We start from the raw sequence: 24880 nt of genomic DNA, 5'->3' as shown, positions 1-24880 counted from the left end.
TGGGCCGTGAACAAGACGACTTGCTGCGCCGGGGGATCGGGATGACGTCCCAGCGTACCCGCGAACGCTTGATCCAGCGCTTGTACGAAGAGGGGTTGTCCAACGCTCAGGTGCTGGAAGTGATCCGGCGCACGCCTCGGCATCTGTTTGTCGATGAGGCCCTGGCGCACCGAGCCTACGAAGACACCGCGCTGCCCATCGGCCACAACCAGACCATCTCCCAGCCGTATATGGTGGCGCGCATGAGCGAGCTGCTGTTGGCGGCGGGGCCTTTGGACAAAGTGCTGGAGATCGGTACCGGCTCCGGCTACCAGACCGCCGTGCTGGCGCAACTGGTGGAGCGGGTGTTCTCGGTCGAGCGCATCAAGGTGCTGCAAGACCGTGCCAAGGAACGCCTGGTCGAGTTGAACCTGCGCAACGTGGTGTTTCGCTGGGGCGATGGCTGGGAAGGCTGGCCGGCGCTGGCGCCTTACAACGGCATTATCGTCACCGCCGTGGCTACCGATGTGCCCCAAGCGTTGCTCGATCAACTTGCTCCAGGCGGACGGCTGGTCATCCCGGTGGGCTCCGGAGAAGTGCAACAATTGATGCTCATTATCCGTGAGGAAGAAGGTTTTTCCCGGCATGTACTGGGCGCTGTGCGCTTCGTGCCGCTGCTCAACGGGCCGCTGGCCTGAGCATTTGTTTGCAGGCATTGAATTCTGTTGGCGGGGATGTGTCTTACGGCGGGGTCCATCGAGTCAACATGATCGGGCGTCGGCATTAAACGCGATGAACTTTTCGTTTCAGTCGTGTGCCGGTAAAAAGCCAATGCCCAGTTATACTTGCGTCATATTTCAAGCCTGATACAGGCATTCATGTTCAGCCACCACAAAGGGAGCGGCGGGTGAGTCTCACAGGTCTTGCGCAGCGTATGAGTAAAACAAGCTTTCATCGACTGGTGCTTGGCCTCGTCTTCAGTTCCGTGTTGGTAGGATGCTCCAGCTCGCCAAGCAGCGGCGCGCGGGTGGTTGACCGTAATAATGCGGTCCCGCAGAAACCGACGGTGACCACCGGGCAATACGTGGTGCGCAAGGGCGACACGATGTTCTCGATCGCCTTCCGTTATGGTTGGGATTACAAGGCACTTGCAGCTCGTAACAATATTCCTGTGCCCTACACGATACATCCGGGTCAGACGATTCGCTTCGACGGGCGCACCGGTTCAACGCCTACGGCAGTTGTGACAAACACCGGATCTTCGCCGTCGTCATCGAGCAAAACTACCATCATCACCCGGCCTGCGGGCACCGCCACGCCGGCCCCTTCGGCCAAGCCGGCACCCGCGCCGTTGCCACCTGCCGGGCCTGCACCGACCGGTTGGGGATGGCCTTCAAACGGAGTGTTAATTGGAAAATTCTCTTCAAACGGTAGTTTGAATAAAGGCATTGATATCGCCGGAGATTTGGGACAGCCTGTTTTAGCTGCGTCTGATGGGACAGTGGTGTACGCCGGGAGTGGTTTACGGGGCTACGGCGAGCTGGTCATCATCAAACACAGCGATACCTACGTCAGTGCTTACGGCCATAACCGTAGGCTGTTGGTTCGGGAGGGGCAGCAGGTCAAGGTCGGACAGACAATTGCCGAAATGGGGTCAACTGGTACAGACCGGGTGAAACTGCACTTTGAGATTCGCCGCCAAGGGAAACCTGTAGATCCGCTGCAATTCCTACCCCGTCGTTGATGTGTTGCACAGCCTGTTCCCTCACGTAGAAGGAACAGGCTCCAGCGTTGCCAAGGATAAAGGCGCCGCTTGAGCTTGAGGTCGAACTCACCAAAGGACTATAACAATGGCTCTCAGTAAAGAAGCGCCGGAGTTTGACATCGACGATGAGGTTCTCCTTATGGAGACCGGTATCGCTACGGAATCGATGTCGAATGAGGGACCTGCTGTACCTTCAGTTCGCACCAAATCCAAGAACTCCACCGCGTTAAAGCAACACAAGTACATTGACTACACACGGGCGCTCGATGCCACTCAGCTGTACCTCAATGAAATCGGCTTTTCCCCTCTGCTGACCCCCGAAGAAGAAGTCCATTTTGCGCGATTGTCGCAAAAGGGCGACCCGGCTGGGCGCAAGCGCATGATTGAAAGCAACCTGCGCCTGGTGGTGAAAATCGCCCGGCGCTACGTCAATCGTGGGCTGTCCCTGTTGGACCTGATCGAGGAAGGCAACCTGGGCCTGATCCGGGCTGTGGAGAAGTTCGACCCCGAGCGTGGCTTCCGCTTTTCGACCTATGCCACCTGGTGGATTCGCCAGACCATCGAACGGGCGATCATGAATCAGACCCGCACGATCCGGTTGCCGATCCATGTGGTCAAGGAGCTCAACGTCTACCTGCGGGCAGCGCGTGAGCTTACCCAGAAACTCGATCATGAACCTTCGCCCGAAGAGATCGCCAACCTGCTGGAGAAACCGGTAGGGGAGGTCAAACGCATGCTCGGCTTGAATGAGCGCGTGTCTTCGGTCGATGTCTCGCTGGGTCCTGATTCGGATAAAACCCTGCTCGACACCCTGACGGATGATCGCCCTACAGATCCTTGCGAGCTGTTGCAGGACGATGATCTTTCCCAAAGCATTGACCAGTGGCTGTCGGAACTCACGGACAAGCAGCGTGAGGTGGTGATTCGCCGCTTCGGCCTGCGCGGCCATGAGAGCAGCACCCTGGAGGATGTAGGCCTGGAGATCGGCCTGACCCGTGAGCGGGTGCGGCAGATCCAGGTAGAAGGGCTCAAGCGCTTGCGTGAGATCCTGGAGAAGAATGGCTTGTCGAGTGAGTCGTTGTTTCAGTAACGATTGATAAGACCGCTATGACAAAACGCCCGGTGCATGGGAATGCACCGGGCGTTTTGCTGTGCGCTGATCATTCGTTGCCAACACTGCCCCTGTAGGAGCCCGGCTTGCCGGTGATGAGGCCCTCAAGACCGCCATCTCCGGCAAGCCGGGCTCCTACAGGGGAGGGTGTAGCACCGAATCCCAGGCATAAAAAAACCCCGCTTTTAAGGGCGGGGTCTTTTCGACTAAGTCAGTACAAGTTAGATAACTTGAACTTCTTCAGCTTGCATGCCTTTCTGACCGCGGGTAGCGATGAAAGAAACCTGTTGGCCTTCTTTCAGGCTTTTGAAGCCGTCGGATTGGATAGCTTTGAAGTGAACGAACAGGTCGTCACCGGATTGTGGAGTGATGAAGCCGAAGCCTTTTTCATCGTTGAACCACTTAACGGTACCAGTTTGGCGATTAGACATGGTGTATCTCCTTGGACAAAGTTAACTGCGACTCAGGAAAAGCCCTGGCCGAGACTGAGTGCAAAGAGCAGGAAAAATTCTTGGAGATGGTTGGATCGAAATTCAACATATCGTGTAGAGATTCTCAGTGACACAAGCAGCACAGTGGCGCCACCTTAACCCTTTTTCCGGGACGTGCCAATGATATTTCCGAAGGTTTCTCCAAATTCGTGACTGGCGGTGGTATTTCCGCTCACCGGACATGCCAGCACAGGTCCCGGCCCCACTGGGCGCGGCTTATAGGAGCAGGCACATTCGTCAAGAAAAGCCCTGCGGCCTTTGAACCCCAACGCCAGCCCCGGTAAGATGCCCCACAGAATTTTTCCACCTCGCTATTCAGGACACCCGCCATGAGCATCAAATCGGACAAGTGGATTCGCCGCATGGCGCAGGAACACGGCATGATCGAACCGTTCGTCGAGCGCCAGATCCGTGGTCAGGGCGATGCACCGGTGATTTCCTACGGCGTTTCCAGCTACGGCTACGATGTGCGCTGCGCCGATGAGTTCAAGGTGTTCACCAACATCAATTCGGCGATCGTCGATCCAAAGAACTTTGACGAAAAGAGCTTCGTCGACGTCAAGAGCGACGTGTGCATCATTCCGCCGAACTCCTTCGCCCTGGCGCGCACCGTGGAATTCTTCCGTATTCCCCGTGACGTGCTGACCATCTGCCTGGGTAAAAGCACCTACGCGCGCTGCGGCATCATCGTCAACGTGACACCGCTTGAACCCGAGTGGGAAGGCCACGTGACCCTGGAGTTCTCCAACACCACCACGCTACCGGCGAAAATCTACGCCAACGAAGGCGTGGCGCAGATGCTGTTCCTGCAGTCCGACGAGGCCTGTGAAGTGTCCTACAAAGACCGTGCAGGCAAGTATCAGGGCCAGCGCGGCGTCACTCTCCCACGCGCTTGATCGAAAGCTCCTACGCGTAAAGGGAATTAGTCTGCAAAAAGCGACTCTATCTAGGTGTACTGCCCCGGTGCGTGTAAAACGCGCCGGGCCACGCTTGAGGAGTACTTTATGAAGCTCGACCCGCGAATAAGCGCAGAACTTGCCCGGCTTGAACCCAATCAGATTGGCGTTCTGGCCTGGTCCCTGATGGCCGACCCTGCTTATGCGGGCGGCATCCCCGGTCAACCCGAGCCGGATTACCCACAACCGACCGAGCCTGGCGAGCCGACCCTGCCGGACGAGCCGCCACCCGCGCCGGTTGCCTGATCCCTAACCCACTGGCCAGACGTCATGATCGCCAATCACATAGATTCGGCGGTCATTGTCCTGTTCCACTCTATGCCCGCCGGTAAATGCACCGAACGCCGGCAGCAGGCTCACTCGGGCACCGACCACAAAGCACGGCAGCCTTAAGCTCTGTCGTCCCTTGCCACGTAACCGATACACCGGATGCACATGCCCCGCCAGCACGTGGTGGCTGGGGTGGGCGTCAGGTTCGTGCTGCAAGGCAAAAGGGCCTATCAGCAGCGGCTCCGTGACCACCTCTATCCTCAAGTCCTCGGGCGGGTCCCCCGCGCGTTTGTCGTGATTGCCACGAATTAAGGTCATGGGTAGGTCAGGATTAAGCGCTCGCCAGCTTCTTAAAGCGCCCAACGTGCCACTGGCGTGCGATCCCGGGCCGTGCAGGAAATCGCCGAGAAAAATCACCTGAGCACAGGGTAGCGCTGAGAGCAGCCGGTCCAGGCGCTGCAAGTTCTCGGTGGTGGTGCCTTGCGGCACCGGTTGCCCCAGGCTGCGATACGCCGAGGCTTTGCCGAAATGCGCATCGGCGATCATCAGGCATTGGCGTGCAGGCCAGTAGACCGCCTTGTCCGCCAGTAACCATAGTTCTTCACCCTCCAGCCTCACCGTGCACACCATCAGCGCTTTCCGTTATCCGCGACTTTTTCCAGGTCCTTGACCATGCGTGCGATGCGTTCCGAGAGTTTTTCCGAACTCAGGCTTTCGCGCATCCGTTCAACCAACAATGGAAAGGCCAGGGGTGTAGGTCGTTCGATCGGATGCAAGTCCAGTTTCAGCGCGCAAAGATGGCGCAACGTCTCTTCCAGCCGACGAATATCCAGCTCATCGCGTAAGACTTCTTCGCCTGCCTGAGCCAGCAACAGATTCTGCGGGTCGTACTGCTTGAACACCTCAAAGAACAAACCGCTGGAGGCCTGCACTTGCCGCGTACTTTTTGGTGCGCCTGGATAGCCGGCAAACACCAGCCCGGCAATGCGAGCGATCTCACGGAAGCGGCGCAGGGCCAGCTCCCCGGCATTCAGGCTGGCCGCCACGTCTTCCCGCAAATGTTCAGGGCTCAGTAGCGCATCATTCAGCAATGCCGGCCAATCCACTGCAGTGGCACTCAATAACTCCAGCCCGTAATCATTGACTGCGATCGAAAATGTCACCGCCTGCTGTTGACTCACACGCCACGCCAGCAGGCTCGCCAAACCCAGGTGCACTTGGCGCCCGGCAAAGGGATAGAGGAACAGGTGCCAGCCTTCCCGTGACTTCAGCGCCTCTGCCAGCAGATGTTCGCGCGTCGGCAAGCCGGACCAGCGTAACTGCGTTTGCAACAAAGGTTGCACCGCTTGCATCTCCGGTCCCTCGAAGCGGCCATGGGCCGCTGCATCAAAGCGTTCCACCACCGCTTGCGCCAGCTCATTGGAAAGCGGCATGCGTCCGCCATTCCAGCGCGGCACGGCGGCTTTCTTGGCAGTGCTGCGACGTACATAGGCGGTCATGTTTTCCACGCGCACCAACTCCAGCAGGCGGCCGGCGAACAGAAAGCCATCTCCCGGCTTTAGCCGCGCAATAAACCCCTCCTCGACACTGCCCAGGTTCTTGCCGCCACCGCCCTTGCTCCAGAATTTCAAGTGGATGCTCGCATCACTGACGATGGTGCCCACGCTCATTCGATGGCGCCGCGCCAGCCGGGCATCCGGGACACGCCAGATACCGTCTTCGTCCGGTTCCACCCGGCGATAATCCGGATAGGCGGTCAACGACAGCCCACCATGCCGCACAAAACCCAGGGCCCAGGCCCAGTCTTCATCCGTCAGGTCGTGATAGGCCCAGGCGCCGCGCACTTCCGTCAGCAAGGCCTCAGGCGTGAAGCCACCCCCCAATGCCATGCTGACCAAGTGCTGTACGAGTACATCCAACGGCTTGTACGGCGATTCCCGCGCTTCGATACGCCGTTGCGCGATCGCATCCTGGGCGGCGGCGGCTTCAACCAGCTCAAGGCTATGGGTGGGCACCAATGTCACCCTCGACGGCCGTCCCGGTGCATGCCCCGAGCGCCCGGCGCGCTGCATCAGCCGCGCTATGCCTTTGGCCGAACCGATCTGCAACACCCGCTCCACCGGCAGGAAGTCCACCCCCAGGTCCAGGCTTGAGGTGCACACCACCGCTTTGAGCTGGCCGTCTTTCAAGGCCCGTTCCACCCAGTCACGGGTCTCTCGGGACAGCGAACCATGGTGCAGCGCAATCACCCCAGCCCAATCGGGGCGGGCGTCCAGCAATGCCTGGAACCAAATCTCCGACTGCGCCCGCGTATTGGTAAACACCAGGCAACTGCTGCTGGCGTCCACTTGCGCCACCACCTGGGGCAGCATCTTCAAACCAATATGCCCGGCCCACGGAAAGCGTTCGGTCACGGGGGGCAATAAGGTGTCGATGACCAACTGTTTAGCCGTCTGCCCCTGCACATTGATCCCGTCGCCTTGTGGAACCAACACCTCCAGTGCGTGGGATTGGTTACCCAAGGTGGCCGAAATCCCCCACACCATCAATTCGGGATGCCAGCGCCGCAGGCGCGCCAAGGCCAGTTGCAACTGCACACCGCGCTTGTTGCCGATCAGCTCATGCCATTCATCCACCACCACCATGCGCAGGTGCGCCAGGCTCACTTCGCTGTCGGCACGCGCCAGCATCAGCGTCAGGCTTTCCGGGGTGGTGACCAGTGCGGTGGGCTGGCGGCGGGTCTGGCGTGCGCGCTCGCCGCTGCTGGTGTCGCCGGTGCGCAGGCCGACGCTCCAGGGAATTTGCAACGCCTCAAGCGGGGCTTCAAGGGCGCGGGCGGTGTCGGCGGCCAGCGCGCGCATGGGCGTGATCCACAGCACCGTCAGCGGCTCAGCGGGTGGTTTGCGTTTAGCGGTTACAGGTGGGCGAGTGATGGCGAAGCGGTTGAGGGCGGCGAACCACAGCGCATAGGTTTTACCCGCACCGGTGCTGGCATGCAGCAGCCCCGATTGGCCGCTCTTGACCGCCGCCCATACCCCTTTCTGGAAGGCAAACGGCTTCCAGCCTTTGGCGGCAAACCAGTGTTTGGCGAAATCGGTGGGTTTTGCCATGGGGCGGCTGACACTCTGGAAGGCCTATTCCACAGACCCTCCAGAGCGGCCAAAGGTTTACTTCAAATTGCCACTCAAAAACTGCTGCAAACGCTCGCTCTTCGGATTGCCCAGCACGTCTTCCGGCGCGCCTTGCTCTTCCACCAGGCCCTGATGCAGGAACAACACCTGGCTCGACACCTTGCGTGCAAAGCTCATTTCGTGGGTCACCATGATCATGGTGCGGCCTTCCTCGGCCAAACCCTGGATCACCTTCAACACTTCGCCCACCAGCTCCGGGTCGAGGGCCGAGGTGGGTTCGTCGAACAGCATCACCTCCGGCTCCATGGCCAAGGCGCGGGCGATGGCGACGCGCTGTTGCTGGCCGCCGGAGAGGAACGCCGGGTACTGATCGGCCACGCGTGCAGGGAGGCCGACTTTATCCAGATAACGACGGGCACGGTCCTCGGCGTCCTTCTTGCTGCAACCCAGCACCCGACGCGGGGCCATGGTGATGTTTTCCAGCACGCTCATGTGGCTCCACAGGTTGAAGTGCTGGAACACCATCGCCAGGCGCGTGCGCAGGCGCTGTAATTCGGCGTCATCGGCCACGCGCATGCCGTGGCGGTCACTGACCATGCGGATCGGCTGGCCGTCGAGGGTCATGGCGCCGTCGTTGGGCGTTTCCAGGAAGTTGATGCAGCGCAAAAAGGTGCTCTTGCCCGAGCCGCTGGCGCCGATCAAGCTGATCACGTCACCGGTCTTGGCCTTGAGCGAAACACCTTTGAGCACCTCATTGTCGCCATAGCTTTTATGCAGGCCTTCAACGGTCAATTTGTACATGGGGCGTGCATCCTCAAGGCGAAAGTAGATAGCCGCTGCGGTAGGCCTCGGTGCCGGCGACATGGGCGATGACCATCCCGGCAGTGGCCATGCGGCGCAGCGAACGGGCGTAAAGCAGGCCGGCATTGCGACAATGCACGGGCGTCACGCGGTCAAAAATGGGGTCGATGACTTCAGCGATCAGTTGTCCGGCGTCCAGGTATTCACCGGGCAAGGCGCGGAATACCAGCAGGCCGCCCATGGGCGTCGCCACCGGCTCAACGCCTGCCAGCGGTGTGGCCGGGTAGGGCAGGTCGGGCAGTGGTGCGGCTTCCCCGGCAATGGCGCCGAAGTGGATCAGGTAATCGATGATCGCCTGGCAGTCGAGGGCGGCCAAGCCGTGATTGACGTCGCCCTGGCCACGCAGTTCGAGGGTCACCGAAAAGCTGCCCATGGGGATCGGGAAGCGCTCGCCGAAGCGTTGCTGCAACTGCCACCACACCAGGGTGAAACACTCATCGAAGGATTGCCCGCCGGAGTCGGTCGCCAGCAGATTGGCCTCCGAGCCGATGTAACGCGCCAATGGTTCCACCTGCGGCCAGGCCTCGGGTGTGGTGTACAGGTGCGCCACGGCTTCAAAGTCGCAATGCAGATCCAGCACCATGTCGGCATCGCACGCCAGGCGTTGCAGCACCAGGCGCTGGGATTGCAGTTGGGTCTCGGCGCTTTGCGCAGCGAGGGCGGTAGACAGCGCGGCGCGGATCAACTCGACGTTGTGCTGGGGATCTTCCCCAAGCAGCTCCTCGACTTGATTACCCACCGCCTCACTGAGGTCGACAAACAGGCGATTGAAGTTCTGCCCGCTTTCCAGCTCGTAGCGGCCCAGCGGGATATCCATCAGCACCTGTTCCAGGCCCACCGGGTTGGCGATGGGCACCAGCACAATCTCGCTGCGCAGGCGACCGGCCGCCGCCAGTTCAGCCAGGCGTACTTTGAGGTGCCAAGCCACCAGCATGCCTGGCAGTTCATCGGCATGCAGCGACGACTGGATATAGATCTTGCCTTCGGCCTGTTCCGGGCCGAAGTGAAAACTGTGAATCTGCCGTGCCGTCCCTGGCACCGGCGCGATCAGTTCATGGACCTGATGACGCATAAAAACTCCTTAATGACTCGGCCCGAGGAAGGCCAGCCAACGACGCTCCGCCAAGCGGAACAGACCGACCAGGGCAAAGGTCACGGTCAGGTAGATCAGCGCAGCGATACCGAATGATTGAAAGGTCATGAAAGTGGCCGAGTTGGCATCCCGCGCCACTTTGAGGATGTCCGGGATCGTCGCGGTGAAGGCCACCGTGGTCGAGTGCAGCATCAGGATCACTTCATTGCTGTAGTAGGGCAGCGAACGACGCAACGCCGACGGCATGATCACATAGGCGTACAACTTCCAGCCGCTCAAGCCGTAGGCCTTGGCCGCTTCGACTTCGCCATGGGCCATGCTGCGGATCGCCCCGGCGAAAATCTCCGTGGTGTACGCGCAGGTGTTGAGGGCGAAGGCCAGGATGGTGCAGTTCATCGCGTCGCGAAAGAACGCATCCAGCAACGGTTGTTCGCGCACGGCGGCGAGGCTGTAGATGCCGGTGTAGCAGATCAGCAACTGGATATAGAGCGGCGTGCCCCGGAACAGGTACGTGTAGAACTGCACCGGCCAACGCACCAGGCGCTTGCGCGACACACGGGCGATGGACAACGGGATCGACACCAGAAAGCCGATGACCAGCGCGGCAGTGAGCAGCCACATCGTCATGGCCAGGCCGGTGATGTGCTTTCCGTCGCTATAAAGGAAGGGGCGCCAGTATTCCTGCAAGAGTTCGATCATCGCACGGCCTCCCGGGCACCCGCGGAGTAGCGACGTTCAAGGCGGCGCAGGACGAAGTTGGACGCGCTGGTGATCAACAGGTAGATCAACGCCGCGAGGACCAAAAAGTAGAACAACTGATAGGTGCTCTTGCCGGCATCCTGGGCAGCCTTGACCAGGTCGGCCAGGCCGATGATCGACACAAGGGCCGTGGCCTTGAGCATCACCATCCAGTTATTGCCGATTCCCGGCAGGGCAAAGCGCATCATCTGCGGGAAGGTCACGTAGCGAAACCGCTGGCCGCGCTTGAGGCCATAGGCCGTGGCGGCTTCCAGTTGGCCACGGGGCACCGCGAGGATCGCGCCGCGAAAGGTCTCGGTGAAGTACGCACCGTAGATAAAACCGAGGGTGATCACCCCGGCGCTGAAGGGGTCGATCTCGATGTATTCCCACTCCATGAAGTCGGTCAAGCCGGTCAGCCAGGTTTGCAGGCTGTAGAAAATCAACAGCATCAGCACCAGGTCGGGCACGCCGCGAATCAACGTGGTGTAGAGCTGGGCGGGAATACGCAGGAAGGGCAGGCTGGAGAGTTTGGCGCTGGCGCCGAGCAGGCCCAGCAACACGCTGACGGCCAGGGACAGCACCGACAACTTGATAGTCATCCAGGTGCCTTGCAGCAACAGCGGGCCGAAACCCTTCAAGCTGAGCGTGCTCAACCCGAGGGTTTGCAACAATTCTTCGAACATAAATCAGGACCTATGGCGATAAAAAAGCGCCCCTCCGGGGAAGGGCGCTCCAGGCATTATTTGCCGCTGTACAGGTTCAGATCGCCAAAGTGTTTCTTCTGGATGGTGGCGTAGGTGCCATCATCGTGTAACGCTTTGATACCTTTATCCAAAAGCGCCTTCAGCTCAGTGTTACCTTTTTTGATACCGATGGCGGTTTTCGACGGCAGCAACGGGTCGTCGATGGCCGCGCTGACTTCGTAACCGGCGCCTGCCGGCGACTTCAGGAAGCCCAGTTCGGCTTGCAGCATGTCCTGCACGGATGCGTCGAGACGCCCGGAGGTCAGGTCGGCATACACCTGGTCCTGGTTGGCGTAGGCCTTGGTGGTCACACCGGCTTTATCCAATACGGTCTTGGCATAGGCTTCCTGGATGGTGCCTTGCTCGTAGCCCACGGACTTGCCCTTGAGGGACTCAGGTGTGGAGTAGCCTGCGCCTTTCTTGAATACCAGCGAGGTAGGGCCGGAGAACAGTTCACTGGAGAAGTCGATGGCCTTTTCACGCACCGGGGTCACGGTCATGGACGAAATCACGCCGTCGAACTTGTTGGCCTTGAGGCCTGGAATCATGCCGTCGAAGTCACTTTCAACCCACTTGCACTTCACTTTCAGCTCGGCGCAGATCGCATTGCCCAGGTCGATATCGAAGCCCACCAGGCTGCCGTCGGCGGCCTTGGATTCGAACGGCGCGTAGGACGGATCGACACCAAAACGCAGTTCCTTGTATTCCTTGGCCAGCGCGGAACCGGCGGCCATGCACAGGGCCAGTGCAGAAAGGGTCAGCAATGCTTTTTTCATTATGTAATCCCTGGAAACCAAGATAAGCGCTTGTGGCGCATTTAGGACTGTTACTGAACGGTGTCAGACGGATCACAAGTAGCAATTTCTGCACCATAGTTCCGAATGTAGTTCCGAATGGTCGTTTTAAAAGGTGGGACAAGGGAGAGCTGAGTGTAGGAGATGCCCGAAAATGGGCGCGCAAAAAACAGTGCACCAATTTGGTTCTGGCGCAGATCAATAATGTGGGAGCTGGCTTGCCTGCGATGGCGGTGGATCAGAGAATTCATTTTTCACTGACACGCCGCCATCGCAGGCAAGCCAGCTCCCACAAGGATTTGTGCCATTTTTAAGCAGGAATCAGGTCAGGAGGTCTTGCAGGGCGGCAAGGTTGTCAGCGTCTTCCACGGTTTTATCCTGCCGCCACCGCAACATCCGTGGAAACCGCACCGCAATCCCACTCTTGTGCCGCTTGGACAGGGCAATGCCTTCGAACCCCAGTTCGAACACCATGCTCGGCGTGACGCTGCTCACCGGGCCGAACTTTTCCACCGTGGTCTTGCGCACAATCGCATCGACCTTGCGCATCTCTTCGTCGGTCAGGCCGGAGTAGGCCTTGGCGAATGGCACTAGCGTGCGTTCGCTGCCGGGCGGGCCGTCCCACACGGCAAACGTGTAGTCGCTGTAGAGGCTGGCGCGTCGACCGTGACCGCGTTGGGCATAGATCAACACCGCATCGACGCTGAACGGGTCGACCTTCCACTTCCACCACACGCCCATGTCCTTGGTGCGGCCGACGCCGTACAGGCCATCGCGTGCTTTAAGCATCATGCCTTCCACACCGAGACTGCGCGAGGCTTCGCGTTGTTCGGCCAGTTCTTCCCAGGTTGCACCGGTCAACAGGGGAGATGCCAGTAATACCGGCCGGTTGCACTGGGCAATTACCTGCTCAAGTTGCGTGCGACGCTCAGCCTGGGTGTGGTTGCGCCAATCGTCGCCCTGATGTTCCAGCAGGTCGTAGGCCAGCACCGCAACCGGGGCGTCCTCCAGCACTTTTTTGCTCAGGGTCTTGCGCCCAATCCGTTGTTGGAGCAGCGCGAACGGTTGCACCGCGTCTTTCCACACCACGATTTCGCCGTCGATCACCGTGCCGTCGGGCAAGCCGCTTACCAGGCTATGCAGTTCGGGGAAGCGCTCAGTCACCAATTCTTCGCCACGGGACCAGATCCACAGGCGGCCGTCACGCTTCACCAGTTGCGCGCGGATGCCATCCCACTTCCATTCCACTTGCCAGTCGGCGGGAGAGCCAAGCAAATCGTTGAATTGCTCCACGGGTTGCGCCAAACCATGGGCGAGAAAAAACGGATAAGGCTGCCCGCCGCGTTGCGCATGTTCGTCGGGCGATTCGGCGGCGATGAGCTTGAGATAACCCTGCGGCGTAGGACGGTTAGACAGATCGGTGTAGCCCACCAGCCGTTGCGCCACGCGCTTGCTGTCCAGATCGGCCATTGCGGCGAGGGCGCGGGTGACCAGTAGCTTGGACACGCCCACACGGAAGCTGCCGGTGATCAACTTGATGCAGACCATCAGGCTGGGTTGATCCAGTTGCGCCCATAACGCAGGTAGACGCTCGGCCAATTCCAATGGCGGCAAGCCACGCAGGGGTAGGAGTTTTTCCTCCAGCCACACCGCCAGGCCGTCCTCCGAGGTGTAGGTAGATTCCGGCAGCAGCAGGGAAATGGTTTCTGCCAGATCGCCCACTGATTGGTAGCTTTCTTCAAACAACCATGGCTCGATACCCGATGCTTCAGTGGCCATGTCCCGCAGCAGGCGCGTCGGCACCAGTTGCCGAGGGCGTCCGCCGGAAAGGAAATACACGGCCCAGGCCGCATCTTCCGGCGCAGCATCGCGGAAGTAGGCTTGCAGCGCGGCCAGCTTGGCGTTGCTGGAGGTGGTGGCGTCGAGGTTGGCGTACAGCTCGGCAAAGGCCTTCATGCGCTGGCCTCTTCTTCGTCGTCACCGTATTCAGTGGTGAAGCCCTGGGCATCCAGGCCTTTTTCCCGCAGATGGCGTACCAATACTCCGACAGACCCGTGGGTAACCATCACCCGCTCGGCGCCGGTTTGCTCGATGGCCCACAACAGGCCGGGCCAATCGGCGTGGTCCGATAGCACAAAACCTCGGTCCACGCCGCGCCTGCGTCGGGTGCCGCGCAGGCGCATCCAGCCGCTGGCGAAGGCGTCGCTGTAGTCGCCGAAGCGCTTGATCCAACTGCTGCCGCCGGCCGAGGGTGGGGCGATGATCAAGGCCTGGCGCAGCAGTGGGTCGGTTTTCTTGAAGTCACCGGCGTAGAGGGTTTCAGGAATATAGATGCCGGCCTCACGGTACACCCGGTTCAACGGCTCGACCGCGCCATGGCTGAGGATCGGGCCGATGCTGGCGTCGATGCCATGCAGGATGCGCTGGGCCTTGCCGAAGGAATAACAGAACAACACGCTGGCTTTGCCGGCGGCGATATTCGCCTGCCACCAATCGTTGATCCCGGCGAAGATCTGCGCCTGGGGCTGCCAGCGGTAGATCGGCAGGCCGAAGGTCGACTCGGTAATAAAGGTATGGCAGCGCACCGGTTCGAAGGGCGCGCAGGTGCCGTCGGGCTCGACTTTGTAGTCACCGGACGCGACCCAGACTTCGCCCCGGTATTCCAGGCGCACCTGGGCCGAACCCAAGACATGCCCGGCAGGGTGAAAACTCAAGGTGACGCCGTGGTGGACCAGTGGCTCGCCGTAGGCCAGGGTCTGCAGGTTGATGTCCTGGCCCAGTCGTGAACGCAGGATGCCTTCGCCGGGGGCTGCCGCCAGGTAGTGCTGGTTGCCGGTGCGCGCGTGGTCGCCATGGGCGTGGGTGATGACCGAGCGCTCCACCGGGCGCCAGGGGTCGATGTAGAAATCTCCGGCGGGGCAGTAGAGGCCTTCGGGGCGGGCAATGACAAGGTCCATGGGCGTGCCGGGGGCGATGGGCTTATCAGGTAGGAGGCGGGCGGGCGATGAGAAGTTCGATTAACTATTGTAGTGAGCGGGCTCGTTGTGGTGAGCGGGCTTGCCCCGCGCTTGGGCGCGAAGCGGCCCCAATCCAGTCAACGCATGCTTCCAGTCAGAAACAGGTCGCCTGGTTTTAGGGCGGCTTCGCCACCCAGCGCGGGGCAAGCCCGCTCACCACAGTAAAAGCCCGCCCCACACTTGCCGGATTATTTGCCCGGCGTCAGGGTCAACCGAGCCTTTCCATACACCTTTTCGAAGTTCTGCGGTTGCATCGGGAAGCTAAGGTATTGCGCCTTGAGCGACGGGTCGATGCCGTTGGCATAGTTCGGGCTGGCCGGGTTGCCGGACTGCCCGATGCCGCCCTGGCCCATCATCGGTTCCACCTGGCCAAAGTCGACGATCATGCGCAGCGCCGGTACCTGGGTGGTGGTGAAGTCCTGGCCCCAGCTGTACGGCGCCGGGTTCAAGGTGTTGTGGTCGCCACCGGACGCCAGTGGGCCGCGAATCACCTGGCCATTGGTGTTTTTCCAAGTGGTGGTGTGCAGTTTGCCCCACTGCCAGGCCTTGTGATCGGCTCCCAATTGGCTATCACCGGCAGTGATCGCGGCGGCCAGGCTGCGGGCGAGGATCGCCGGTTTGTCTTCTTTCTGCGAGGTGCGCACGTCATCCCAGAATGGGCTGTCTTCGCGACCCAGCAAGTGGTCGGCCTGGGCGGCGTAGGACAGGTTGGCATTGCTGACAAACGCCTTCCAGCTGGCACTGTTTTCCGGGCCGAGTTCGTCGAGGAAGATCTGTTTGGTGCTTTCCTGCAGGAACAGTTCATAGATCGCCGCGTCGGCGGAGGTGGATACCAAGCGGCCATCAAAGGCCATCAGGCGGCCCAGTGCTTCACGTGCCTTGACCTGTTCGGCCGCCGGCAGCGCGTCAATCGCCTGTTTCAGCGGCTGGGCCATGCCCGGTGCCTGGAACAGGGTCTTGAGCTTGGCGGCGAAGGTCGTCGTCTGGTCGTACTGCATGGCGATCATGCTGCGGCTGTCATGCTTGCCGGCATTGGCCAGTTGCGCCAGGCGCTCGCTGCGCTCCGGGGCATCCCAGGAGTTGGACAGTTGCATGCCATAACCGCGCGGCGCGGTGCGCTGGTTGGCGGTGCCGATCCAGCCTTGAGCCGGGTCCTGGTCGTAGGGGTGCAGCATCGCATCGGCGTAACCGTCCCAGTCAAAACGCGTGTCCCAGCCCGGCGACGGCAGCAGGCCCTCACCTTCACGGCGGTTAGGGAAGCGCCCGGTGACTTGCCAGCCAATATTGCTGGCGTCGGCGAAGATCATGTTCAGCGCAATGGCGCGAATTTCGCGGGTTGCGTCCGAGGCCTTGCCCGCGTTTTGGGCGCGGGACAGGTCGAAGAACGCGTCCAGGCTCTTGTCGTCCTTGAAGTCGGCGGTTTGCAGCGCCAAACCCAGGCCCGTGGTCAGCGCCTGGCTGCTGTTAAGCAGGGCGCCGTGACGGGTTTCGTACACCACTTCGCGAATCGAGCGTTGGCCTTTGACGAAGAAGGTTTCGTTTCGCACACCGGCGGGTAGCCATTTGCCGTTGTTCTCGTAGTACAACGCGCTGCCCTGGCGTTTGACCTTTTCCAGGAACAGGTCCTGGGTGTCGCCCTTGACCGTGCTCATGCTCCACGCGACCTTGCCGTTAAAACCGGACAACAGCATCGGCAAGCCAGCAATCGAGGCGCCCACGGCCTGGTATTTCGGCGCACGGATCTGCACGTAGCTCCACGGCGACGGCGCTTGCGGCTGGGCGGCGAGGTCGCCTGCCAACAGGCTCTTACCGCTGCGGCTGCGTTGCGGGCCGATGGCCCAGTTGCTCGAGGTAGTGACTGCCAGTGAATTGAGACTGCTCAGTTGTTGGCTGACCGTATCCAGGCCGGCGAGACCGGTGATCTGGCCCAGGTTCACGCCCTTGAGTTTCTCGGCCTCGGCCAGCGGGATCGCTTCATCCGGTGCGCTGGGCGTGAGCCAGGCGAGTTTGTCGACGCCGACTTTCTGCGCCAGCACCAGCGACGAAATTTCTTCCTGCAGGTTGGCCGATTCGCTGAAATTCAGCAGGCAGAACAGCAGTGCCGAGTCTTCCGGCTTCCAGTACTCGGGCGTGTAGCCGGTCTGTGCCAGGTCCGGCGGCAGCTTGTCGCGGTAGCGGAACAGGTAGGCGTTGACGCCACGCGCATACACTTCGAAGAAGCGCTTGAGGCGCGGGCTTGACGCGTTATACAGCTCGCCGGCGCTTTTTTTCAGGTTGACCGCGCGCATGAACCGGTCGACATCCAGCACCTCCGGCCCGGACATTTCCGCCAGGCGGCCCTGGGCCAGCAGGCGCAGGGTGACCATCTGCGTGATGCGGTCACTGGCGTGCACATAACCGAGGCTGAACAGCGCGTCATGGAAGGTGTTGCTTTCAATCAACGGCATGCCTTGGGCATTGCGGCGCACGGACACATTCTGTGCCAGGCCTTTGATCGGCTGCACGCCGGCAACCGGGGGCAGGGAGTCCTGGGTGCTCTGGAGCTGGCAACCGGCCAGGCTTAACGCACTGGCCACTGCCGCGGCAACGCCGAACCGGGGAAGAAAATGTGAGAGGGCTGGCGAGGCCATGGCAAAGCTCCTGCGGGGGTAGCGTCAGTAAAGGCGCTACGTTAGTGAGCGCGGCGAAACGACGCAAGCGGGAGTCGATGCTTATTTATCGATTGATTTGTAAAACGCGTAATAACTGTAGGAACCGGCTTGCCGGCGATGAAGCCGTCAGCCTCAGCGAAGATGGCGACTGTTCAATCGCCATCGCCGGCAAGCCGGCTCCTACAAAGGGCCAGGCTCAGGATTTGGGCGGGTTCACTTTCTGCACCAGCTCATACGCCCGGACCGTCGCTGGCCGTTCCTTGATGCTGTTGAACCAGCGATGCAGATGTGGGAAATCTTCCAGGCGTTGGCTCTGCCACTTGTGGGAAACGATCCACGGGTAGATCGCCATATCGGCGATGCTGTAGGCCTCGCCCGCCACGAACGCACGGTCCGCCAGGCGTCGGTCGAGCACGCCGTAAAGGCGGGCGGTTTCATCCACGTAGCGCTTGATCGCGTAAGGGATTTTCTCTGGTGCGAACTGGCTGAAGTGATGATTCTGACCCGCCATCGGCCCCAGGCCGCCCATTTGCCAGAACAGCCATTGCAGCGCTTCCTGACGACCACGCAGGTCTTTTGGAAGGAACTGGCCGGTTTTTTCCGCGAGGTACAGCAGGATCGCGCCGGATTCAAACAGCGAAATCGGCGCGCCACCGTCGGTCGGATCCTGATCGACGATGGCTGGAATGCGGTTGTTGGGAGCGATCTTCAGGAAGTCAGGCTTGAACTGTTCGCCCTGGCCGATATTGATCGGGTGCACCTTATAGGGTAGGCCGGCTTCTTCCAGGAACAGCGATACTTTGTGACCGTTGGGGGTAGTCCAGTAGTACAGGTCGATCATGAAGCTCTCCAAAAGTGGTGATGCTTGAGCGAATGCCTGTAGGTATAGGTAATGTTGGGTGTGCGAAAATTCAATGAAACATTTGCGCATACCCTTAGAAGCAAATTAAAAGGCGCCGTCCACCAACACCTGCACGGTCTGCTGCGAACAGCGCTCGATGCGTGCCCGCACGCGATACACCTCGGCAAACAGCAGTGGGTTAAGCACGTCGTCCGCTGCACCGCTGGCATACAAGCGTCCCTGGCGCAGCACGGCAATATGGTCGGCGAAGCGCGCGGCGAGGTTGATGTCGTGCAGCACCACCACGGCAATCAGGTTGTGTTCGCGCACCAAATCGCGCACGCAATCCATGACTTTCAGTTGGTAATTGAGGTCTAGGGCGCTGGTGGGTTCGTCCAGCAGCATCACCTGCGGGCGACGCGCGATGAGTTGGGCGAGGCTGACCAATTGGCGTTGGCCACCGGAAAGCGTGCTCAACAGCTGATCAGCCAAATGTGCGATGCCAATGCGTTGCAAGGCGTCGAAGGCTTCACGCAGGCAGGCGTCGCTGGACAACGGGATGCCCTCGACATTGGCCACGCGCAGGGCGGCGATCACACTTTCCATCACGCTGAGGCTCAAGCCTGGCGGCAGGTTCTGCGGCATGTAGGTCACGCGCCGCGCGCGCTCGGCAACAGACATGGCCGACAGGTCAAGGTCACCCAATCGTACAACGCCTTGCATCTTTTCCAGCCCGGCCACGGCACGCAGCAGGGTGGACTTGCCCGCGCCGTTGGGGCCGATCAGAGCGGTCAGGCTGCCGTGGGGCAGGGTGGGCAGACTAAGGTCGTGCACGATCTGCCGACGCCCGTAACTCACCTGGGCGTTGTGTACGCTCAAACCTTCGCTCATAACTGCCTCCCCCGCTTAAACACCAGCACCACGAAAATCGGCACGCCCACCAACGCGGTGACGATGCCCACCGGCACAATCACGCCGGGCATGATCAACTTGCTGGCAATCGACGACAGCGACAGCAGCAACGCGCCGGTCAGGGCGCTGGCCGGCAACAGGAAACGTTGATCTTCGCCCACCAGGATCCGCGCGATATGCGGACCGACCAGGCCGATAAAGCCGATTGTGCCCACAAAGGCCACGGCGGTGGCCGACAGCAGGCTGATGCGCAACAGTGAGAAAAACCGCAGGCGCTTCACGTCCACGCCAAAGCTTTGCGCACGGTCCTCACCCATGCGCAACAGGGTCAGGCGCGGTGCGGCGGCAAAGGAAAACGGCAGCACTACCGCGACCACCAGCGCCAGGATGCCGAGCTTGTCCCAGTTGGCGCGGGTCACACTGCCCAACGTCCAGAACACCAGCTGTTGCAACACGTCTTCGGTGGCCACCAGTTGCAGCAGCGCCACCACCGCGTTGCAACTGAACACCAGGGCGATGCCGAACAGCACCAGGCTTTCCACCCCGGCGCCGCGCAAACGCGACATGGCTTGCAGCAAGAACACCGAAGCCGCGGCGAAGATGAAGGCTGAGAGGGAAATCGCCGTATTGGCCGACACCCACAGCGTCGTCACCGGAAACACAATCACCAGGGACGCGCCCAGCGCTGCGGCCGACGACACGCCCAGGGTGAACGGGCTGGCCAGCGGGTTGTTCAGGATCGCCTGCATCTCGGCCCCGGCCAATGACAGCGCGCAGCCCACCAGCACTGCCATGAGTGCATAGGGTAGGCGCACGTTCCAGATGATTACTTGGTCGGTGGCGCTCAGATGCGACGGGTGCAGGATACCGTCGAGCAAGGCCAGCAGGCCCATACCCGAGGGGCCGCTGGCAAGGTCCACGAGGATGGCGCACACCAGCGCCGTACCGAGCAGGCCCAGCAGCCAGGCGCGCCGCGCCAACAGGCGACGGTAGCCGTCGGTGGCGTTGGCAAGGTCGAGGGTTTGAGTGGTCATTGTGCTCACACAATTTCGAAAACAATAAAGATCTAAATGTGGGAGCGGGCTTGCTCGCGAATGCGGTGTATCAGTCGACATATTCATTGACTGACACTGCGCATTCGCGAGCAAGCCCGCTCCCACAGTTTTTACCGCGTTTCTACAGCGGGCTTGCTGTCGATCCAATAGGCACCCTGCAACGGCATCCCCAGGAATTGCGCGTTGATCTGGTTCATGGTCGCCTGCGGATCCAGCTTGGCGAACAGCTCTGGGTGCACCCATTTGGCCAACGATTCAATCGCCAGCAGGTTGTACGGTGAGTTATAGAAGTCATGCCACAGGCCGTGGGCATTGCCTTCGCGGATTGCACGAAGATTGGCGAATTCGGGACGCGCCAATACCCGGTCCAGCGCCTCGTGGGCTTCATCTGCGCCAACACCCGCGCCCAAGATCAAGCCGGGCTTGCGGTTGCCGGTGGCTATATACACATCCGGGTCGGCCTTGAGCGCGTATTCGACGCTGATATCGCCCAGCGCACCCGGCACCACGCCAGCCGCGATATTGCGCCCGCCGACCAGTGCGATCAGTTCGCCCATGCCACTCTTGCCGGTGGTATGCCCCGGCGCTTGCCAAACGCCGGCCAGCAGTTCGAGGAACACACTCGGGCGCGGCCCCGCCGGCAAGGTGGCGACCGCATCGGTGATCACCTTGATGTGCTGGTCATAGAAGCCCAGGAACGCCTTGGCCTGGGCTTCACGCCCCAATGCCTGGCCCAGCGCAGTCATGCTGGTGTGAGTGCCCTGCACCGGGTTGATGCGGAAGTCGACGAACACCACCGGAATGCCCGCCTTGGCCAGCACATCGGCGACCGGACTGTGTTCGGTCGGGCCGTGACCGGAAATGCTGAACACTGCCAGGTCAGGTTTCAGCGAAAGGATTTCCTCGGCGCTGACGCTTTGTTCCGACGCTTGACCGATCAGCGGGATGTCTTTCACTGTGGGAAATTTCGCCACGTAGGCGTTGTAGGTGTGTTGGTCGAGCAGGCGCAAATCATTCTGCCAGCCGACGATGCGCTGGAAGGGCGCGTCCTTGTCCAGCAACGCAAACGCCGAAATCAGCCGGCCTTCACCTAGGACAACGCGCTTTACGGTGTCCGCCACTTCGACCTTGCGGCCCAGTACGTCGGTGACTTCATGGGCGGCAGCGGATTCAGCGTGGCCAAGGACCAGGGCGCCGAACAGCACACCCAGCTTGAGCAGGTGACGGGGTTTCAACATGGCAGGGACTCCAGGTGCAGGCGGCGCATCAGACATCGCTCCAGCGCCGCAACAGGTTGTGGTAGGCGCCGCTCAGTTGCAGCAGCGCGTGGTGGTCGGCGTCTTGGGCGGTGAGGGTCTGGATGGCGACGTCCATGTCCAATAGCAACTGGCGCTGGCTGTCTTCGCGCACCAGGCTTTCGATCCAGAAAAAACTCGCGATGCGTTCACCGCGGGTGACCGGGTTGATCTTGTGCAGGCTGCTGCCGGGGTAGATCAGCAGGTGGCCGGCGGGCAGCTTCACCGCGTGCTCGCCGAAGGTGTCGCGGATCACCAGTTCACCGCCGTCGTAGCTGGCCGGGTCGGCCAGGAACAGCGTGGCGGAGATGTCGGTGCGCACCCGTTCGCGCACGCCCTTGATGCCGCGAATGGCGTTGTCGATATGCCAGTCGAAGGCTTCACCACCGCTGTAGCGGTTGAACAGCGGCGGGTAAATGCGCTTGGGCAAGGCCGCCGACATGAACAGCGCGTTGTCCGACAGCCGCGCCAGAATCTGCTCACCGATGCGCAGGGCCATCGGTGAATCTTCCGTCAGTTGCCGGTTGTTTTTCGCCATGGCCGAGCGCTGCCCGGCCGTCACCTTGCCGTCCACCCAGGGCTGATCGAGCAAGGCGGCCACGGTGGTGTCGACTTCGCTGGCACTGAGCAATGCCGGGATTTCGATCAGCACGGTTCAGAACTCATAGTCGACGCTGGCGGTGAGGGTGCGCCCGGCACCTGGGATGCCGTAGAGCTGGAAGCCGTCGAGGGACGCGCCGACCTGGCTGTAGTAGAACTTGTTGAACACGTTGTTGAGGTTGAGGTTGACCGTGGTGTCCTTGTTCACCTTGTATTGCGCGGCCAGGTTGCTCAGCCAGTAGCCGGGGGCTTTTTCGTGGTCGCGGGTGTAGATCGCATACACGCCGGACGGGCCGTTGGCGTAGCTGCTGTTGTTGTTCAAGCCGCCGACGTATTTGTTGTCGGTGTAACGGCGGCGGCCCACGTATTGCTCGCCGTAGCTGAGGCTCAGGGCGTCAGTGACGGCGTAGGTGGTCCACAGGTTGGCGGTCAGGTCAGGCACGTTCTTGGCTTCGGCGCCCTTGTTGATGCCTTTGGTCTGGGTGCTTTTGAGTGCAGAGAAACCGCTGTAGGCGGTCCAGCGCGGGGTGATATTGCCTTGCAGGCCCAGTTCGATGCCGTCTACACGCTTGGCGGGCAGCGCGCGTACCGGGGCGGATTCGCCGTCCTGGTATTCCCAGGCATTGTCCAGTTCGGTGCGGAAGATCGCTGCTGTGACGTTGAGCATATCGTGGGCAATGTCCCACTTGGTGCCCAGTTCATAGGTCTTGGACTTGGCCGGGCTGTAGTTGCTGGTGCTGGCCGCGCCGTAGATCTGGTTGTTGGTCGACGCGCCCAGTGCCGACGGCTGCGCCGCCTCGCTGTAGGACACGTAGAGGCTGCCGTTGGGCAATGGCTTGAACACCGCGCCGACCCGGCCACTGACGGCACCGTCGGTGCTGCTGATTGTCGCCTGGCCGCGTTGGCTGGTTTGTGCGCGCCAGTTGTCATAGCGCAGCGACCCCAGCACTTGCCACTGATCGTTGAGGGTGATGGTGTCGCCCAGGTAGATCCCGGCGTTGTCGATCACTGAGCGCGGGTCGCCTTCGCCTTTGGTCACGTAGGTGCTGGCGAAGCTGTGGCTGGGGTCGTTCAGGTCGAACAGCATGTTGCCAGCCGGCACCTTGGCGTTGCGTTTCAGGCCGCCGTAAGTCTCGTGATAGAACTCCAAGCCGCTGACCACGGCGTGCTGCAGGCTGCCGGTGGTGAGGTTGAAGTTGAAGTCGGTCTGGTTGTCGAGGATGGTGTAGCGCTTGGACAAACCGAAGTCACTGCCGCGCAGGATGCCGTAGGCGGTGTTGCTGTTATTCACGTAGTCGGTGTAGGCATTCACCGTGCTGCCCGGCACTTGGCTGATCGGTCCTACACCGGTGTAGTCCAAGGTCGCACAACGGGTGCCGGTGCAGGTCTTCTGGCCGTTGGCGTTGGCGGCGAAGAAGCGCGCCGGGGAGAGCACGGCAAAATTGTCGCTGCGTTCCCAACGCGTCTGGTTGCGCAGGTTGGCGTCATTCCAGTCGAAGTCATGCTCGAAGCGCGCCGTGAGCGAAGTGGTTTTGTTCTCTTGGGTGTAGAGGCTCGAGTCGCCGTACCAGTTGGAGCGCTTCACGCCGGGCATGCGATCGCCGTTCGTCCCACGCTGAATCGGCACGCCGCCGTCCGGGGTGTTGGTGTCTTTCTGATAGAAAGTGTCGACGAAGAAGCGCGTGTCGGTGCCCAGGCCGAAGCCGAACGAGGTTGCGATGCCCCAGCGGTCGTAGTCCACGTCGTCACGTTCGGCCACCTGGTTGTAGTGCTTCATCAGGTTGACGCGTACGGCGGTGGTGTCGTTCAGCTGCTTGTTAAGGTCGGCCGTGAGGCGGCGGTAGCTGTCGGTGCCGATCCCGGCCGAGACTTTGTTGGCATCGCCCAGGTGCGCTTCCTTGCTGACCAGGTTGACGCTGCCACCCACGGCGGACACTCCGGACTCGATGGACCCGGTGCCCTTGAACACTTCCGCCTGTTGCAGGTTGAAGGTGTCGGTACGCGTGGACATGCCCGCATCGCGCACGCCGTCGACGGTCAGGCTCTGCTCGGAAGAAAACCCGCGAATCGAAAACAGGTCGCCCCACCCCAGGTTGCCCTCGCCAGACATGAAGGTAATCCCCGGCACGTTGCGCAACACTTCCTGCAAGGTCTGCGCGTTCTGCTCCTTGAGCACCTGCTGCGGCACGATGGTCACGCTTTGCGGGGCGTCGAGCAGCGGTTGGCTGATTTTTGCCGAGGTCACCCGGTCCACTTTGAAAGTGGAGGTGGCTTCAGCATCGACCTTGATTTCCGGCAGGCTCAGCACCGAATCGTTGGACTTGGCCGGTGGCGCATCGGCAAAGGCAATCGGGGCGACGCTGCCGGCAGCCAGCAGGCCGAACATCGGTGCCAGGGTGGTGTGCAGCGTGTGGCTGCGAGATGTGGGCGATGACATGGGCAACTTCCGAGTCTAAATTACAATTACTCTCATTTAGGTTCGGTAGTCTAAAGAGCGTTTTTCCCTGCCATACCCCAGGTTTGTATCGCTGATGCGTGATTATGGTTTCCTACAACATTCCATTACATTTGCCT

General features: G+C 60.9%; 22 protein-coding genes. 5 read left to right on the top strand and 17 right to left on the bottom strand.

Translation table 11 applies throughout. The features are described from left to right. The first annotated feature begins 41 nt into the window (after positions 1-41). The 3 genes from ACP7C6_RS15400 (at position 42) to rpoS (ending at position 2834) form a co-directional block, all read left to right on the top strand. Positions 42-677, top strand: a complete 636-nt coding sequence (locus ACP7C6_RS15400; RefSeq protein WP_010212427.1) for a protein-L-isoaspartate(D-aspartate) O-methyltransferase — start codon at positions 42-44, stop codon at positions 675-677. A gap of 209 nt (positions 678-886) precedes the next feature. Further along, positions 887-1723 (top strand): peptidoglycan DD-metalloendopeptidase family protein, encoded by an 837-nt coding sequence (locus tag ACP7C6_RS15395; RefSeq protein ID WP_426108956.1) that lies wholly within the window; start codon positions 887-889, stop codon positions 1721-1723. Between the two features lie 106 nt (positions 1724-1829). Next, positions 1830-2834 (top strand): RNA polymerase sigma factor RpoS, encoded by a 1005-nt coding sequence (gene rpoS / locus ACP7C6_RS15390; RefSeq protein ID WP_025855149.1) that lies wholly within the window; start codon positions 1830-1832, stop codon positions 2832-2834. 242 nt (positions 2835-3076) lie between these two features. On the opposite strand, the gene ACP7C6_RS15385 is transcribed toward rpoS, so the two are convergent. After that, on the bottom strand, positions 3077-3286 hold the full coding sequence (locus ACP7C6_RS15385; protein ID WP_002554837.1) for a cold-shock protein: 210 nt from the start codon (positions 3284-3286) through the stop codon (positions 3077-3079). Between the two features lie 389 nt (positions 3287-3675). Here ACP7C6_RS15385 and dcd point away from each other — a divergent pair, with 389 nt between their 5' ends. Both dcd and ACP7C6_RS15375 read left to right on the top strand, forming a co-directional pair. Beyond that, complete coding sequence (dcd, locus tag ACP7C6_RS15380) at positions 3676-4242, top strand: dCTP deaminase (RefSeq protein ID WP_010212421.1); 567 nt, start codon at positions 3676-3678, stop codon at positions 4240-4242. A 108-nt stretch (positions 4243-4350) separates the two neighbouring features. Next, positions 4351-4548 carry a hypothetical protein gene (locus tag ACP7C6_RS15375; RefSeq protein ID WP_016976883.1) on the top strand — a complete coding sequence of 66 codons (198 nt, stop codon included), beginning with the start codon at positions 4351-4353 and terminating at the stop codon, positions 4546-4548. A gap of 3 nt (positions 4549-4551) precedes the next feature. Here ACP7C6_RS15375 and pdeM read toward each other — a convergent pair whose 3' ends face one another. From pdeM to ACP7C6_RS15295, 16 genes are all read right to left on the bottom strand, one after another. Continuing rightward, positions 4552-5202, bottom strand: a complete 651-nt coding sequence (gene pdeM, locus ACP7C6_RS15370) for a ligase-associated DNA damage response endonuclease PdeM (protein WP_126569961.1) — start codon at positions 5200-5202, stop codon at positions 4552-4554. Then, positions 5202-7682, bottom strand: coding sequence for a ligase-associated DNA damage response DEXH box helicase (locus ACP7C6_RS15365; RefSeq protein WP_426108955.1), 2481 nt, complete (start codon positions 7680-7682; stop codon positions 5202-5204). The genes pdeM and ACP7C6_RS15365 overlap by 1 nt, the downstream gene beginning before the upstream one ends. Before the next feature lie 57 nt (positions 7683-7739). After that, positions 7740-8504 carry an ABC transporter ATP-binding protein gene (locus ACP7C6_RS15360; RefSeq protein ID WP_016976886.1) on the bottom strand — a complete coding sequence of 255 codons (765 nt, stop codon included), beginning with the start codon at positions 8502-8504 and terminating at the stop codon, positions 7740-7742. A gap of 13 nt (positions 8505-8517) precedes the next feature. Then, complete coding sequence (locus ACP7C6_RS15355; protein ID WP_028619221.1) at positions 8518-9636, bottom strand: succinylglutamate desuccinylase/aspartoacylase family protein; 1119 nt, start codon at positions 9634-9636, stop codon at positions 8518-8520. A 9-nt stretch (positions 9637-9645) separates the two neighbouring features. Continuing rightward, positions 9646-10356 carry an ABC transporter permease gene (locus ACP7C6_RS15350; RefSeq protein ID WP_426108954.1) on the bottom strand — a complete coding sequence of 237 codons (711 nt, stop codon included), beginning with the start codon at positions 10354-10356 and terminating at the stop codon, positions 9646-9648. Beyond that, on the bottom strand, positions 10353-11081 hold the full coding sequence (locus ACP7C6_RS15345; protein ID WP_028619223.1) for an ABC transporter permease: 729 nt from the start codon (positions 11079-11081) through the stop codon (positions 10353-10355). Before ACP7C6_RS15345 ends, ACP7C6_RS15350 begins: the two co-directional genes overlap by 4 nt. A 56-nt stretch (positions 11082-11137) precedes the next feature. Further along, on the bottom strand, positions 11138-11917 hold the full coding sequence (locus ACP7C6_RS15340; protein WP_426108953.1) for a transporter substrate-binding domain-containing protein: 780 nt from the start codon (positions 11915-11917) through the stop codon (positions 11138-11140). Positions 11918-12256: 339 nt separating this feature from the next. After that, positions 12257-13891 carry an ATP-dependent DNA ligase gene (locus ACP7C6_RS15335; protein WP_308908437.1) on the bottom strand — a complete coding sequence of 545 codons (1635 nt, stop codon included), beginning with the start codon at positions 13889-13891 and terminating at the stop codon, positions 12257-12259. Beyond that, entirely contained in the window at positions 13888-14892 is a 1005-nt protein-coding gene (locus ACP7C6_RS15330) for a ligase-associated DNA damage response exonuclease (RefSeq protein WP_028619225.1), read from the bottom strand. The genes ACP7C6_RS15335 and ACP7C6_RS15330 overlap by 4 nt, the downstream gene beginning before the upstream one ends. Before the next feature lie 248 nt (positions 14893-15140). Then, a complete protein-coding gene (locus ACP7C6_RS15325) occupies positions 15141-17582 on the bottom strand; it encodes a penicillin acylase family protein (protein WP_426108952.1) in 2442 nt (813 codons plus the stop codon). A gap of 217 nt (positions 17583-17799) precedes the next feature. Continuing rightward, on the bottom strand, positions 17800-18444 hold the full coding sequence (locus ACP7C6_RS15320; RefSeq protein WP_126569966.1) for a glutathione S-transferase N-terminal domain-containing protein: 645 nt from the start codon (positions 18442-18444) through the stop codon (positions 17800-17802). A 105-nt stretch (positions 18445-18549) separates the two neighbouring features. Beyond that, the gene (locus tag ACP7C6_RS15315; protein ID WP_198581459.1) at positions 18550-19335 is read right to left on the bottom strand and encodes an ABC transporter ATP-binding protein; all 786 of its coding nucleotides are present in this window, start codon (positions 19333-19335) and stop codon (positions 18550-18552) included. Continuing rightward, entirely contained in the window at positions 19332-20390 is a 1059-nt protein-coding gene (locus ACP7C6_RS15310; protein ID WP_028619229.1) for a FecCD family ABC transporter permease, read from the bottom strand. Before ACP7C6_RS15310 ends, ACP7C6_RS15315 begins: the two co-directional genes overlap by 4 nt. A gap of 131 nt (positions 20391-20521) precedes the next feature. After that, entirely contained in the window at positions 20522-21649 is a 1128-nt protein-coding gene (locus ACP7C6_RS15305) for an ABC transporter substrate-binding protein (RefSeq protein WP_068931522.1), read from the bottom strand. Positions 21650-21677: 28 nt separating this feature from the next. Further along, positions 21678-22358 (bottom strand): Fe2+-dependent dioxygenase, encoded by a 681-nt coding sequence (locus tag ACP7C6_RS15300; protein ID WP_068931523.1) that lies wholly within the window; start codon positions 22356-22358, stop codon positions 21678-21680. 3 nt (positions 22359-22361) lie between these two features. Next, entirely contained in the window at positions 22362-24743 is a 2382-nt protein-coding gene (locus ACP7C6_RS15295; RefSeq protein ID WP_308908439.1) for a TonB-dependent receptor, read from the bottom strand. Between the last annotated feature and the right edge of the window lie 137 nt (positions 24744-24880).

It is taken from the genome of Pseudomonas sp. TWR1-1-4 (assembly GCF_049897165.1).
Lineage (GTDB): Bacteria > Pseudomonadota > Gammaproteobacteria > Pseudomonadales > Pseudomonadaceae > Aquipseudomonas > Aquipseudomonas canadensis.
Note: the sequence above shows the minus strand (reverse complement) of the source record. Positions and strands in the feature narration are given on the sequence as shown.

Bases quoted from the DNA above. Each gene is read 5' to 3' on its own strand.
- ACP7C6_RS15400 (WP_010212427.1), top strand. From the start codon at position 42: ATGACGTCCCAGCGTACCCGCGAACGCTTGATCCAGCGCTTGTACGAA.
- rpoS (WP_025855149.1), top strand. From the start codon at position 1,830: ATGGCTCTCAGTAAAGAAGCGCCGGAGTTTGACATCGACGATGAGGTT.
- ACP7C6_RS15385 (WP_002554837.1), bottom strand. From the start codon at position 3,286: ATGTCTAATCGCCAAACTGGTACCGTTAAGTGGTTCAACGATGAAAAA.
- dcd (WP_010212421.1), top strand. From the start codon at position 3,676: ATGAGCATCAAATCGGACAAGTGGATTCGCCGCATGGCGCAGGAACAC.
- ACP7C6_RS15375 (WP_016976883.1), top strand. From the start codon at position 4,351: ATGAAGCTCGACCCGCGAATAAGCGCAGAACTTGCCCGGCTTGAACCC.
- pdeM (WP_126569961.1), bottom strand. From the start codon at position 5,202: ATGGTGTGCACGGTGAGGCTGGAGGGTGAAGAACTATGGTTACTGGCG.
- ACP7C6_RS15365 (WP_426108955.1), bottom strand. From the start codon at position 7,682: ATGGCAAAACCCACCGATTTCGCCAAACACTGGTTTGCCGCCAAAGGC.
- ACP7C6_RS15360 (WP_016976886.1), bottom strand. From the start codon at position 8,504: ATGTACAAATTGACCGTTGAAGGCCTGCATAAAAGCTATGGCGACAAT.
- ACP7C6_RS15355 (WP_028619221.1), bottom strand. From the start codon at position 9,636: ATGCGTCATCAGGTCCATGAACTGATCGCGCCGGTGCCAGGGACGGCA.
- ACP7C6_RS15350 (WP_426108954.1), bottom strand. From the start codon at position 10,356: ATGATCGAACTCTTGCAGGAATACTGGCGCCCCTTCCTTTATAGCGAC.
- ACP7C6_RS15345 (WP_028619223.1), bottom strand. From the start codon at position 11,081: ATGTTCGAAGAATTGTTGCAAACCCTCGGGTTGAGCACGCTCAGCTTG.
- ACP7C6_RS15340 (WP_426108953.1), bottom strand. From the start codon at position 11,917: ATGAAAAAAGCATTGCTGACCCTTTCTGCACTGGCCCTGTGCATGGCC.
- ACP7C6_RS15335 (WP_308908437.1), bottom strand. From the start codon at position 13,891: ATGAAGGCCTTTGCCGAGCTGTACGCCAACCTCGACGCCACCACCTCC.
- ACP7C6_RS15330 (WP_028619225.1), bottom strand. From the start codon at position 14,892: ATGGACCTTGTCATTGCCCGCCCCGAAGGCCTCTACTGCCCCGCCGGA.
- ACP7C6_RS15325 (WP_426108952.1), bottom strand. From the start codon at position 17,582: ATGGCCTCGCCAGCCCTCTCACATTTTCTTCCCCGGTTCGGCGTTGCC.
- ACP7C6_RS15320 (WP_126569966.1), bottom strand. From the start codon at position 18,444: ATGATCGACCTGTACTACTGGACTACCCCCAACGGTCACAAAGTATCG.
- ACP7C6_RS15315 (WP_198581459.1), bottom strand. From the start codon at position 19,335: ATGAGCGAAGGTTTGAGCGTACACAACGCCCAGGTGAGTTACGGGCGT.
- ACP7C6_RS15310 (WP_028619229.1), bottom strand. From the start codon at position 20,390: ATGACCACTCAAACCCTCGACCTTGCCAACGCCACCGACGGCTACCGT.
- ACP7C6_RS15305 (WP_068931522.1), bottom strand. From the start codon at position 21,649: ATGTTGAAACCCCGTCACCTGCTCAAGCTGGGTGTGCTGTTCGGCGCC.
- ACP7C6_RS15295 (WP_308908439.1), bottom strand. From the start codon at position 24,743: ATGTCATCGCCCACATCTCGCAGCCACACGCTGCACACCACCCTGGCA.